This window comes from Staphylococcus pettenkoferi (genome assembly GCF_002902685.1).
GTDB lineage: Bacteria > Bacillota > Bacilli > Staphylococcales > Staphylococcaceae > Staphylococcus > Staphylococcus pettenkoferi.
Genome location: NZ_PPRN01000061.1, coordinates 1 through 13,398, shown reverse-complemented (window position 1 = coordinate 13,398; position 13,398 = coordinate 1). Strand labels below are relative to the sequence as shown.

Below are 13,398 nucleotides of genomic sequence, written 5' to 3'. Positions count from 1 at the left end.
TAAGCGAATATTTAACTCTTGTTCTGTTGGTTTTGCCAATTGCGTTCCGCCTCAGAAAGTTTTAAATAATTAGGAGTAAAGGTTGTGATATCGACCGGAGAAGTGATTAAGCGTGTCATGACCTTCGCATGAGGCAATTGTGCATCCACTTTACCTTGTAAATGGTCATGCAACTTCTCAGCATCTTGACCTACAAATAGGGGCTGTGCACCGCGGTCCTCTAAATAAGTAAGTAAATCTTGAATTGTAATATATTGCTCTGGCATCGTTTCTACAAGCTCGCCACGTTCATAACGATAAACACCTGCATAGACCGCTTCTCTACGCGCATCAAAGATCGGGACGATGTCATCTTTGCATGTACTATCGATTGTGGCTGCTAATGCTTTGAGCGAGGAGACACCATACAATTCGGCATCGAGACTATAGGCTAACGTCTTAGCGACCGTGACACCAATGCGTAGACCTGTGTAAGAACCTGGTCCTTGTGCCACGACGATTGCATCCACTTCGTTCTTTGTGAATGAAGCGGATTCAAATAGTTTCTCAACCGCCGGCATCAACTGTGCTGAGTGATTGCGTTTCTCATTACTATTGATTTCAGCCTCAACTTTATCGTCTTTAACGAGTGCGACTGATAATGGTTGATTCGACGTATCAATCAGTAAGTAGTTCATCTTCGAGTGCCTCCTTCATCTTCTGATATCTGTCCCCACTAGCTTTTAAAGTTAATTCGCGCGTTTCTTCCCCTGTGACAGCTAAATTGATAGTTAGATGTTCTGCAGGAAGTAAATCTTGAATAAATTCACTCCATTCAATGACAGTAACGGCGTGATCTTCAAAGTATTCTTCAAAGCCTAAATCTTCTTCACTATCTTCAAGACGATAGCAATCCATATGATGAAATTTGAGCGTCGTTCCTTTATACGATTTGATAATGTTGAACGTCGGCGAATTGATGTTACGCTTCACGCCTAATTGCTTACCTATTAACTGACTTAGCGTCGTCTTACCTGCCCCTAAATCTCCATTGAGTAATATAAGATCACCGGCTTGTAAACGAGCTGTTAAAGTTTTCGCAAAGTGTGCTAGATCTTGTAAATTGTTTATCTTAATCATAACGAGTCTCCTACACGATTTAATCTCAAGCGTTGATTATCTAAACGATATTAGTTTCAGTTTACCATAGACTTCTATACGCTTTACATAGATTAGAACCACTCTATTTTAACAAATTTCACTGGATATGACTGCTACACGATTTAACCTGTGGGAAGAACTTTTTTACGTAATTAAAAGAAAATTCTAAAATAGTTATTGACAACGCTTTAGACTTATAGTAAATTTGATTTAACAATTTTTAGACTATTAGTAAAAATCTTACAACCATTCAGCGAAAGGAGTATAGTAAAATGGCTAACTTTACAACCCATAACCCAATCACAACTGAAAATATTTTAGTCATTTTATTATGCTAAGGGCTGGAGCATTAGATTCACACTAGTGCTTAAGTCCTATTCGAGTTGAATGGGACTTTCCAGCGTCCCAATCATTACATTGGGACGCTTTTTTATTTTTCATTTACGGGGGGAATTGAAATGAGAAGTGACACAATCAAACGAGGAGATCATCAAGCGCCGGCGCGAAGTTTACTTCATGCCACCGGAGCTCTTGAACAACCAACAGATATGAACAAGCCATTCGTCGCGATATGTAATTCATACATAGATATCGTTCCAGGTCATGTCCATCTGAGAGAGCTTGCCGATATCGCCAAGGAAGCGATTAGAGAAGCTGGAGCGATCCCATTCGAATTCAATACTATCGGTGTCGATGATGGTATTGCGATGGGACACATCGGAATGCGTTATTCCTTACCGTCTCGAGAAATTATCGCAGACGCGGCAGAAACTGTCATCAACGCACATTGGTTTGATGGTGTCTTCTACATTCCGAACTGTGACAAGATTACACCGGGCATGTTACTCGCAGCAGTTCGCACGAATGTACCCGCCGTCTTCTGTTCAGGAGGTCCAATGAAAGCAGGCTTATCCGCACAAGGTAAAGCACTTACTTTATCGTCCATGTTCGAAGCAGTTGGTGCTTTCAAAGATGGTTCAATCTCGAAAGAAGAATTTTTAGACATGGAACAGAATGCCTGCCCTACTTGCGGTTCTTGTTCTGGAATGTTTACGGCGAACTCTATGAACTGCTTGATGGAAATTCTAGGACTCGCGCTTCCATACAACGGTACAGCTCTTGCAGTCAGCGACCAACGTCGTGAGATGATTCGCCAAGCTGCTTTCCGTTTAGTAGACAATATTAAAAAAGATATTAAACCACGTGACATCGTGACGAAAGAAGCGATTGATGATGCCTTCGTTTTAGATATGGCAATGGGGGGATCAACGAATACCGTACTTCATACGTTAGCCATCGCGAACGAAGCGGGCATCGACTACGATTTGACACGCATCAACGAAATCGCGAAGAAGACGCCTTATCTTTCTAAAATCGCACCAAGTTCTTCTTACTCTATGCATGATGTACATGAAGCGGGTGGTGTACCTGCCATCATCAACGAGTTAATGAAGAAAGAAGGCGTGCTTCATCCAAATCGCATCACTGTCACAGGACAAACAATTAGAGAGAATAACGAAAACAAAGAAATCACTAATGATAAAGTCATCCGTCATTTAGACAATCCTTACGATAAAGAAGGTGGCTTATCCGTACTTTACGGTAACCTTGCTCCTAAAGGTGCCGTCATCAAAGTTGGTGGTGTTGACCCTTCAATCAAAGTCTTCAAAGGTAAAGCGATTTGTTTCGATTCACACAATGAAGCAGTTGAAGCGATTGACAATCACACAGTAAGAGAAGGGCACGTCGTAGTCATTCGTTACGAAGGTCCTAAAGGTGGTCCGGGAATGCCAGAGATGTTATCCCCTACTTCATCTATTGTAGGACGTGGCTTAGGTAAAGACGTTGCACTCATTACAGATGGTCGCTTCTCAGGTGCCACACGAGGCATTGCAGTCGGACACATTTCACCAGAAGCTGCTTCCGGTGGCCCAATTGGTCTTTTACGTGACGGAGACGAAATTACAATCGATTTAACGAATCGCACATTAGATGTAGATGTCGATACGGAAACTTTAGAAGCACGTAAGCAAGAATTGAAACCTTTTAAAGCTAAGGTTAAAAGTGGTTATCTTGCTCGCTATACCGCACTCGTTACTAGTGCTAACACTGGCGGTATCATGCAAGTACCCGAAGAACTATTATAAGGAGTGATCCCACATGTCAAACCAAACTGAAACAATGAATAACGAAGCAACAGAAGAACTCGAAAGTGTCGATGGATCAGGTACGCAAGCACCTTATGATTTGGAGAAAGAAGAAGTGAAAGAAATGAACACAGGTTCAGCACTTCTCGTCGAAGCATTAGCGAAAGAAGATGTCGACTTTATCTTCGGTTATCCAGGCGGTGCTGTACTTCCGCTTTATGATACGTTCTATGATGGCGCAATCAAGCATATCCTCGCCCGCCACGAGCAAGGTGCAGCCCATGCAGCTGAAGGTTACGCGAAAGTATCTGGCAAACCAGGTGTTGTCGTTGTAACGAGTGGTCCAGGAGCTACAAACGCTATCACTGGTATCGCTGATGCGTACAGTGATTCAATCCCACTCGTAGTCTTTACAGGACAAGTTGCAACACCAGTGATCGGTAAGGATGCGTTCCAAGAAGCGGACTTACTATCAATGACGACGCCAATTACGAAACATAACTATCAAGTTAAAAATGTAGATGATATTCCTAAGATCATCCACGAAGCATTCCATATCGCTAATACAGGTCGTAAAGGACCAGTAGTCATCGACTTCCCTAAAGATATGGGCGTATTAACGACACATAAACAACCGACTAAAGAGTTAGACTTACCAGGTTACCAAGTCAATCTCGAGCCGAGTCATGATGATGTACAGAAATTGCGAGATTACTTAAAGACAGCAAAGCGTCCTCTCGTACTCGCAGGCGCTGGTGTGCATCATGCTGAAGCCAACGAGCTATTGACTGAATTCGTTAATCGACATCAATTACCAGTAGTAAACACGTTGCTCGGTCTGGGTTCTCTACCTGCCGATTATCCACTCTTCTTAGGTATGGGCGGTATGCACGGCTCTTACGCCAGCAACATGGCGATCCAAGAATGTGACTTGTTAATCAACTTCGGTAGCCGCTTCGATGACCGCTTAGCAAGTAAACCTGATAATTTTGCTAAAAATGCGAAAATTGTGCATGTTGATATCGATCCATCTGAAATCGATAAGATCATCAAGACGGATCTCGGCATCGTAGCTGACGTCAAAGCGACTTTAGAACAACTGCTCGAATTCGATAGTTACGCAGTGAAGCACGAAGAATGGAATGAACGTGTACAAGCGAATAAAGCAGCACAGCCGTTTAATCATGGCGAAGAAGATCCGCATTTTATCAAACCACAACGGACAATTGAGTATATCGGAGAAATCACGAATGGTGATGCAATCGTGACAACGGATGTAGGACAACATCAAATGTGGGTCGCACAGTTCTATCCGTTCAAGAAACTCAATCAACTCGTAACGAGTGGTGGTCTTGGAACGATGGGCTACGGTATCCCAGCAGCGATCGGAGCGAAACTTGCTCATCCTGACCAAACAGTAGTCGCTTTCGTTGGCGATGGCGGTTTCCAAATGACGAACCAAGAGATGGCGATCCTTGAAGAGTATGGCATCGACATCAAGATCGTGTTGATCAACAACGGTACATTAGGCATGGTTAAGCAATGGCAAGATAAATTCTTTAATCAACGTTTCTCACACTCAGTATTCAATGACCAACCGGATTTCATCAAATTGTCTGAAGCATACAGAGTGAAGAGTTATCTCATCGAGGATCCGAATCGTTTAGAAGAACAACTTGATGAAGCTTTCCAACATGACGGTCCAGCGATGATTGAAGTACGCATTTCCCCTATCTAACCTGTGCACCCAATGGTTCCTAGTGGTAAAGCCAATGATGAAATGGAGGGTCTACTATGAGACGTACATTTAGAACGAAAGTGAGAGACAAAGCGGGTACACTCAACCGTTTAACGAGTATCTTCGTACGTCGCCAATTTAATATCGTCAACCTCTCAGCAGTTCCAACGCTTGAGCCAGGTATTACCGATATTACATTTGTGGCCGAAATTCCAGATACGGATACGTTACGTACGTTGATGCAACAGCTAGAGAAACAAATCAATATTATCAGCGTTGAGGATATTACTGATACGAACACGTACAACCGTGAACTCGTATTAGTCAAAGTGAAGACACCTGAAGATGACGCACAATTGTACAAGATTATTAAACCTTATGATGCGCTAGTGTCCATCTTACATGCGGAAGACACTTATACTTATCTTCAAGCTTCCGGTCCACGTTATACATTGGACAACTTGTTAGATGACCTATCATCACTAGAACTTGTACAAGTAGCTCGTACAGGTTCAGCAGGTATTATTTAATTTAATTCGAACAATACTTATTTTACTAAAATTAACTTACTGGAGGAATTTCTAATGACAACAGTTTATTATGACAAAGATGTAACGAAAGACGCTTTACAAGGTAAAAAGATTGCGATTATCGGATATGGTTCACAAGGCCATGCCCATGCACAGAACTTAAAGGACAACGGTTATGATGTCATCATCGGTATCCGTCCTGGTAAATCACATGATAAAGCGAAAGAAGACGGTTTCGACGTTTATACTGTAGACGAAGCGGCGAAACAAGCAGATGTCATCATGATCTTATTGCCAGATGAAATTCAAGGTCAAGTTTATGACAACGAAATCAAACCTCATTTAGAGAAAAATAACGCTTTAGCCTTTGCACATGGTTTCAACATTCATTTCAACGTAATTCAACCACCTGAAGATGTAGATGTGTTCTTAGTAGCACCTAAAGGCCCAGGCCATCTCGTGCGTCGTACATTCGTTGAAGGTAGTGCAGTTCCTTCCCTGTTCGCAGTTGAACAAGACGCAAGTGGCGAAGCGCGAGACTTAGCATTGAGCTACGCGAAAGGTATCGGTGCAACAAGAGCGGGTGTCATCGAAACATCTTATAAAGAAGAGACTGAAACAGACCTCTTTGGTGAACAAGCTGTACTTTGTGGTGGTGTAACACACTTAATCCAAGCTGGTTTCGAAACGTTAGTAGAAGCAGGTTATCAACCAGAAATCGCTTATTTCGAAGTGTTACATGAAATGAAACTCATCGTTGACTTGATGTACGAAGGCGGTATGGAGAACATGCGTTACTCTATCTCCAATACAGCAGAGTTCGGTGATTACGTGTCAGGTCCACGTGTCATCACTCCAGAAGTTAAAAATAATATGAAAGACGTCTTAACTGATATTCAACAAGGTAACTTCAGTGATCGCTTCATCAAAGACAATGAAAATAACTTCGAAGAATTCATGAAATTACGTAAAGAACAACACGGTCATCAAATCGAAGCAGTTGGACGTGAACTCAGAGAATTAATGCCATTCATCAAATCGAAAAAAATTGAACAATAATTGACAGTAATACTGTCAGAGGTAAGAAGTGGTGTCGGTCGATCAATGATACAGGCCGGCTCCCCCTCTTACTTTTATAATCCCAGTAATTAAGCTGATTCAAAAGAAAGAATATTCGTAATTTTACAATAAATGATAGTTCTTAACTGATTATTAAGGGTAGCTTCAGCAGTTTGCTGCCACTGATCTATTTCATAATAAAGGAGATGTTTAACATGACTGCAACACCTGCAACTGATCATATTCAAATCTTTGATACAACGCTAAGAGATGGAGAACAAACACCGGGCGTCAGTTTCTCATTCGACGAACGTATTAAGATCGCGAAACAGTTAGAGAAATGGGGCGTCGATATTATCGAAGCGGGATTCCCTGCCTCTAGTACAGGAAGTTTCGAATCTGTAAAGGCTATTGCTGAGACATTAACAGACACAGCCGTCTGTGGTCTTGCAAGATGTGTGAAGAAAGATATCGATGCGGTTTACGAAGCAACGAAACCAGCTGCGATGCCACGGATTCATGTCTTCGTAGCAACGAGCCCGATCCACTTAGAATCTAAATTGAAGATGACGCAAGAAGAAGTGCTCGCTTCTATTAAAGAACATGTCGCTTATGCGAGAGAATACTTTGATGTCGTTCAATTCTCACCTGAAGACGCGACACGGACTGAGCTCCCCTTCTTGATTGAATGTGTACAGGCTGCAGTTGATGCAGGGGCGAGCGTTATTAATATTCCAGATACAGTAGGCTTTGCTTATCCTTCTGAGTATGGAGCTATTTTTAAAAAGCTCAGAGAAGAGATTCGTACAGATCGAGAAATTGTCTACAGTGCTCACTGTCACGATGATTTAGGTTTGGCTGTCGCAAACAGTATGGCTGCGATTGAAAATGGCGCGAACCGTATTGAAGGTACGATTAACGGTATCGGTGAACGCGCAGGTAATACAGCACTTGAGGAAGTCGCACTCGGTCTTCACGTAAGACAAGACCACTATGGTACGACGACACGCATTCAACTTCAAGAGACGAAACAAACGTCAGACCTCATCTCTCGCTATGCAGGTATTCGTGTACCTAAGAACAAAGCGATTGTCGGCCAGAACGCATTCAGTCACGAATCTGGTATTCACCAAGATGGCGTGTTGAAGAATCCTGAAACATACGAAATTATGACACCTCAACTCGTCGGTGTCCAAAGTACTGAATTGCCGCTCGGTAAACTCTCAGGTAAACATGCCTTTAGTGAAAAGCTCAGTGCGCTAGGCTATGATATTGACCCAGAAGAACAAAAAGTCCTCTTCAAACAATTTAAGTCCGTAGCTGATAAGAAGAAATCGGTAACTGATCGTGATATTCACGCCTTGATTCAAGGTACAGAGCATGAACAGAATGCGATGTTCCAAGTATCTCAACTTCAAGTTCAATTCGTTTCAAACGGCCTTCAAAGCGCTGTCGTCGTCATTAAAGATCGTGATGGACATACGTATCAAGATTCAAGCATCGGTACAGGATCCATTGTTGCAGTCTACAACGCGGTAGACCGTATCTTTAACGAAGAAACAGAATTGCTTGATTACACGATTGATTCGGTAACTGAAGGTACAGATTCACAAGCAGAGGTTCGAGTTCAACTAAAAGTGAATGGTTATACAGTAACAGGTATCGGTATCGACCATGACGTGCTCTTTGCTTCAGCTAAAGCATATGTTGAGGCACATGCTAAATATGCAAGTGAGCAAGCGCAGAAAGAAGGCGTTGAAGCATGACTTATCGCATTGTAGCTCTACCTGGTGATGGAATTGGACCAGAAATTATGCAAGGCGCCCTTCACATACTCGAACAAGTCTCACATCGTTTTAACTTTGACTATACCGCTGAATCTCATGATTTCGGCGGTGTAGCCATCGACAACCACGGGACACCGCTTCCTGATTCAACTTTTAAGGCATGTGAATCAGCTGATGCGATATTACTTGGTGCTGTGGGAGGCCCTCAGTGGACAGATCCAAATAACCGACCTGAACAAGGTTTATTGGATTTGCGTCAGAAGCTCAATTTATTCGCAAATATTCGCCCGACTACAGTAACAGACGGCACGAGTCACCTTTCCCCTATTAAAGAGGAACGCGTAAAGGGAACGGATTTCGTCATTGTACGTGAACTTACAAGTGGGATTTATTTTGGACAGCCCAAAAGCTGGGATGAGCATCAAGCATTAGATTCACTCACTTATACACGTGAGGAGATTGAGCGCATTGCACGCGTCGCTTTCGATCTCGCGCAATCACGTAATCATAAGTTAACATCTGTCGATAAAGAGAATGTCTTAGCATCTAGTAAACTGTGGCGGAAAGTGATTAACGAAGTCGCTCAAGACTATCCAGACGTAGAAGTTGAACATCTTCTCGTAGATGCTTGTGCGATGCATTTAATTACGAATCCAACACGCTTCGACGTTATCGTTACTGAAAATTTATTTGGCGATATCTTGAGCGATGAAGCTTCTGTAATGCCAGGTGCACTGGGTCTGTCACCATCCGCAAGTTTCAGCTCAGAAGGACCACGTCTCTATGAACCGATTCATGGTTCAGCACCGGATATTGCCAATCAAGATAAAGCCAATCCATTCGGAATGTTGCTCTCTTTAGCTATGTGTTTACGTGAAAGCTTTAATCAAGAAGAAGCGGCATCCCATCTTGAACACACGATTTATGATTTAGTTCGACAAGAGAAGACCACAGCGGATTTAGGTGGTCAGTACAAGACATCAGAAGTCATTCAATTTGTAGCCAATCAGATTTAATAAAGGAGGAGCACTCATATGGGACAAACACTTTTTGACAAAGTATGGAACAAACATGTACTTGCCGGTAAAGAAGGAGATCCGCAGTTATTATACATCGATCTACATCTCATCCATGAGGTGACTTCTCCTCAAGCTTTCGAAGGTTTGAGACTACAGAATCGCCAATTGAGAAGACCTGACCTCACATTTGCGACGTTGGATCATAACGTGCCTACAGTCGATATTTACAACATTAAAGATGAGATTGCGAACAAGCAGATCACGACATTACAACAGAACGCGAAAGACTTTGGCGTCCACATCTTTGATATGGGTTCTGATGAACAAGGCATCGTGCATATGGTTGGGCCTGAAACAGGATTGACTCAACCTGGAAAGACGATTGTCTGTGGTGATTCACACACGGCGACACACGGGGCGTTTGGCGCCATCGCTTTCGGTATTGGTACGAGCGAGGTTGAACATGTCTTTGCGACGCAGACATTGTGGCAAACGAAGCCCAAGAATTTGAAGATTAACGTGACTGGCCAGTTACCTCCTGGTGTGTATGCGAAAGATATTATTCTACACCTTATCAATCAACATGGTGTCGATTTCGGTACAGGTTACGCCCTTGAATTTGCAGGTGAAACGATTGAGCGTCTGTCTATGGAAGCGCGCATGACAATTTGTAATATGGCGATTGAAGCAGGTGCGAAATATGGAATGATGGCACCTGACAAGACCACTTTCGAATATGTGAAAGGACGTCCATATGCGACGAACTTCGATTATGACATCGATGAGTGGCGTGAACTCTATACCGATGAGGATGCGCAGTTTGATAAAGAGATTCATCTCGATGTCACAGACCTTGAACCTCAAATTACTTGGGGCACGAGTCCTGAGATGGGCGTTAGCTTTAATACGCCTTTCCCTGAGATTGAAAGCGTCAATGACGAGCGCGCATACAACTATATGGGACTTCAACCGGGTCAGAAAGCAGAAGATATTGACCTGGGTTATGTCTTCCTTGGTTCTTGTACAAATGCGAGACTTTCAGACCTTGTAGAAGCGAGTCACATCGTCAAAGGTCAGCAGGTACACCCTAATATTACGGCGATTGTCGTACCTGGTTCACGTACAGTGAAACATGAAGCGGAAGCACTTGGTTTGGATCGAATCTTTAAGGAGGCAGGCTTTGAATGGCGCGAACCTGGTTGTTCCATGTGCTTAGGTATGAATCCTGACCAAGTTCCAGCTGGCGTTCATTGTGCTTCAACGAGTAACCGTAACTTTGAGGGTCGCCAAGGTAAAGGTGCACGTACGCATCTCGTCTCTCCTGCGATGGCAGCCGCTGCAGCAATTAAAGGTAAATTTGTCGATGTGAGAAAGGTGGTCGTTTAAATGGATATTCAACCGATTACAACTTATACAGGTAAAATTGTTCCTCTATTTCACGACAACATTGATACCGATCAAATTATTCCGAAAGTACATTTGAAACGTATTTCAAAGACAGGCTTTGGCCCTTTCGCTTTTGATGAGTGGCGCTACTTAGAAGACGGTTCAGACAATCCTGACTTCAATCCGAATAAGCCTCAATATGAAGGCGCCTCTATTCTGATTACGGGTGACAATTTCGGATGTGGGTCTAGCCGTGAACACGCAGCATGGGAGCTCAAAGATTACGGATTCAATATTATTATTGCAGGGAGCTTTAGTGACATTTTTTACATGAACTGTACAAAGAATGCGATGCTGCCGATTGTACTAGATCAGGAAGCACGTGAACATCTTGCTCAGTTCGAAGAAATTACAGTCGATTTACCTGAACAAACTGTTTCATCTCCTGAGCAGACTTTCCATTTTACTATAGATGAAACGTGGAAGAATAAATTGGTAAATGGACTCGATGATATCGCAGTGACATTGCAATATGAAGACGAAATTGCAGCTTATGAACAGGCAAAAGCAAAAACTTACAATAACTAAGTAAAAAGGTGTGCATAGTATGACAGTTGAAACAACAGTACAAGCGAAAGATATAGATGAAGCTTTCTTACAATTGAAGGACGTAGTGAAGGAAACACCCTTACAGAAAGATCACTACCTTTCTTTAAAGTATAACTGTAATGTTTATTTAAAGCGCGAAGACTTACAGTGGGTGCGTTCATTCAAATTACGTGGTGCCTATAATGCGATTATGGCACTTTCAGATGAAGAACGTCAGCGAGGTATTACGTGTGCAAGCGCCGGTAATCACGCTCAAGGTGTTGCTTTCACTGCAAGCAAACTCAACCTTAAAGCAACCATCTTTATGCCGGTAACGACTCCTCTACAGAAGATTGACCAAGTCAAATTCTTCGGCGGAGAAAGCACAGAAGTCGTCTTAACCGGTGACACGTTCGATGACTGCTTGAAAGAAGCTTTGGAATATACAGATCGTTACGATAAGAATTTTATCGATCCTTTTAATAATATCTACACAATAGCTGGTCAAGGCACGGTTGCGAAAGAGACACTTGAACAAGCGAAAGCGGATGACACGAAGTTTGACTATCTCTTTGCAGCAATCGGCGGTGGTGGTCTCATTTCTGGTATCGGTACGTACTTTAAAGCACAATCTCCAGATACGAAGATCATCGGTGTTGAACCCGCTGGTGCGAGCAGTATGTACGAATCAGTTGTTCAGCAAAGCCAGATCGTGACGTTACCTCATATCGATAAATTTGTCGATGGAGCTTCCGTTGCGCGTGTAGGTGAAATTACTTTCGATATTGCTAAAAAAGTTGTCGATGATTATTTGCAAGTGGACGAAGGTCAAGTTTGTTCAACCATCCTAGATATGTACACCAAACAAGCAATTATCGCTGAACCCGCTGGCGCTTTAAGTGTCTCAGCTTTAGAGCAGTATAAAGATGAGATTAAAGGTAAAACGGTTGTGTGTGTCATCAGCGGCGGTAACAACGATATCAATCGTATGAAAGAAATCGAAGAACGTTCATTACTCTTTGAAGAAATGAAACATTACTTTATCCTTAATTTCTCCCAACGCCCAGGTGTCTTGAGAGAATTCGTTAACGACGTATTAGGCCCTCGTGATGACATCACTAAGTTCGAATACCTTAAGAAATCGTCCCAGAATACAGGTACGGTAATCATTGGTATTCAACTGAGTGATCACAACGACTTAAGTCAGTTAAAACAAAACGTACACGACTTCGATCCACATAATATTTATATCAATGAGAATAAGATGCTCTATTCTTTACTCATATAATGTTAGAAGCGATTGGTACACTTTGAGGTGCATCAATCGCTTATTTCTATGATAGATACAAAAATGATTGGCCAAAGTGAGATGACTATTCCATCTACTTCGACCAATCATTCTAATATGTGCACAATATTATTTTCCACTTTGTTTAATATATGAGAACACTCGATATGAATCGAGGTTCTGCTTAGCAAATTACCCCTTTGCTGTATCCCATAGTTAGTAAACTAACACATATGTGAGATTTATCACGTAAAACTCCGTAACTGTCTATTTACGTGCCTGAGTGTCATGTATTTCTTCGTTTATGTAGTAAAAATTCTTATGTATATTAGTTATACTAGTTAATTTGAAACCTAGTTTACTGGCTAATATTTAGTTGTTAATTTTATTTACTTCGAATAGTTTTTTGAAGAAGTTAAGCTCCTTTCTGGTATAAAAAAAAGAACCCTTTCGGGCTCAAGTGATCGTTGGCAAACGCTCGCATCTTTCGTCAGCTTATAAAACAACTTGCTCATTTACACTTGTAAAATCCCTTCATTGTTTCATTGCGCTTCCTTAGCTACCAAGCGTTTTCATTCAATCCCTCTATATATACGAAAAAAGAGACCTTTTCAGGTCTCTTTTAATAATTGCCTGGCAACGTCCTACTCTTGCGGAACGTAAGTCCGACTACCATCGGCGCTAAGGAGCTTAACTTCTGTGTTCGGCATGGGAAC

The 13,398-nt window shown here is 42.2% G+C and carries 11 protein-coding genes and 1 rRNA gene; 9 read left to right on the top strand and 3 right to left on the bottom strand.

What is annotated here, in order from left to right:
• Window positions 1-11: 11 nt before the first annotated feature.
• Together tsaB and tsaE are read right to left on the bottom strand one after the other, a co-directional pair.
• On the bottom strand, window positions 12-677 hold the full coding sequence (gene tsaB / locus CD126_RS09890) for a tRNA (adenosine(37)-N6)-threonylcarbamoyltransferase complex dimerization subunit type 1 TsaB (RefSeq protein WP_103370414.1): 666 nt from the start codon (window positions 675-677) through the stop codon (window positions 12-14).
• Window positions 658-1,119, bottom strand: coding sequence for a tRNA (adenosine(37)-N6)-threonylcarbamoyltransferase complex ATPase subunit type 1 TsaE (tsaE, locus tag CD126_RS09885; protein ID WP_049405884.1), 462 nt, complete (start codon window positions 1,117-1,119; stop codon window positions 658-660). The genes tsaB and tsaE overlap by 20 nt, the downstream gene beginning before the upstream one ends.
• A gap of 479 nt (window positions 1,120-1,598) precedes the next feature.
• Between tsaE and ilvD the strand changes: the two genes are divergently transcribed.
• The 9 genes from ilvD to ilvA all read left to right on the top strand — a co-directional run bounded on the left by ilvD (window position 1,599) and on the right by ilvA (window position 12,682).
• Window positions 1,599-3,287, top strand: a complete 1,689-nt coding sequence (ilvD, locus tag CD126_RS09880) for a dihydroxy-acid dehydratase (RefSeq protein WP_049405886.1) — start codon at window positions 1,599-1,601, stop codon at window positions 3,285-3,287.
• A gap of 124 nt (window positions 3,288-3,411) precedes the next feature.
• Window positions 3,412-5,025: a biosynthetic-type acetolactate synthase large subunit gene (gene ilvB, locus CD126_RS09875; protein ID WP_232620138.1), complete on the top strand. Its 1,614-nt coding sequence runs from the start codon at window positions 3,412-3,414 to the stop codon at window positions 5,023-5,025.
• Window positions 5,026-5,081: 56 nt separating this feature from the next.
• Window positions 5,082-5,555, top strand: coding sequence for an acetolactate synthase small subunit (gene ilvN / locus CD126_RS09870; protein ID WP_002472686.1), 474 nt, complete (start codon window positions 5,082-5,084; stop codon window positions 5,553-5,555).
• 54 nt (window positions 5,556-5,609) lie between these two features.
• Window positions 5,610-6,614 carry a ketol-acid reductoisomerase gene (gene ilvC / locus CD126_RS09865; RefSeq protein WP_049405892.1) on the top strand — a complete coding sequence of 335 codons (1,005 nt, stop codon included), beginning with the start codon at window positions 5,610-5,612 and terminating at the stop codon, window positions 6,612-6,614.
• Between the two features lie 215 nt (window positions 6,615-6,829).
• Window positions 6,830-8,380 carry a 2-isopropylmalate synthase gene (locus CD126_RS09860; protein WP_049405893.1) on the top strand — a complete coding sequence of 517 codons (1,551 nt, stop codon included), beginning with the start codon at window positions 6,830-6,832 and terminating at the stop codon, window positions 8,378-8,380.
• Entirely contained in the window at window positions 8,377-9,417 is a 1,041-nt protein-coding gene (leuB, locus tag CD126_RS09855) for a 3-isopropylmalate dehydrogenase (RefSeq protein ID WP_103370412.1), read from the top strand. The genes CD126_RS09860 and leuB overlap by 4 nt, the downstream gene beginning before the upstream one ends.
• An 18-nt stretch (window positions 9,418-9,435) precedes the next feature.
• Window positions 9,436-10,806, top strand: coding sequence for a 3-isopropylmalate dehydratase large subunit (gene leuC / locus CD126_RS09850; protein WP_103370411.1), 1,371 nt, complete (start codon window positions 9,436-9,438; stop codon window positions 10,804-10,806).
• Window positions 10,807-11,394 carry a 3-isopropylmalate dehydratase small subunit gene (leuD, locus tag CD126_RS09845; RefSeq protein ID WP_103370410.1) on the top strand — a complete coding sequence of 196 codons (588 nt, stop codon included), beginning with the start codon at window positions 10,807-10,809 and terminating at the stop codon, window positions 11,392-11,394.
• A gap of 19 nt (window positions 11,395-11,413) precedes the next feature.
• Complete coding sequence (gene ilvA / locus CD126_RS09840) at window positions 11,414-12,682, top strand: threonine ammonia-lyase IlvA (protein WP_049405899.1); 1,269 nt, start codon at window positions 11,414-11,416, stop codon at window positions 12,680-12,682.
• 631 nt (window positions 12,683-13,313) lie between these two features.
• On the opposite strand, the gene rrf is transcribed toward ilvA, so the two are convergent.
• Window positions 13,314-13,398, bottom strand: a 5S ribosomal RNA gene (rrf, locus tag CD126_RS09835); the annotation flags it as partial.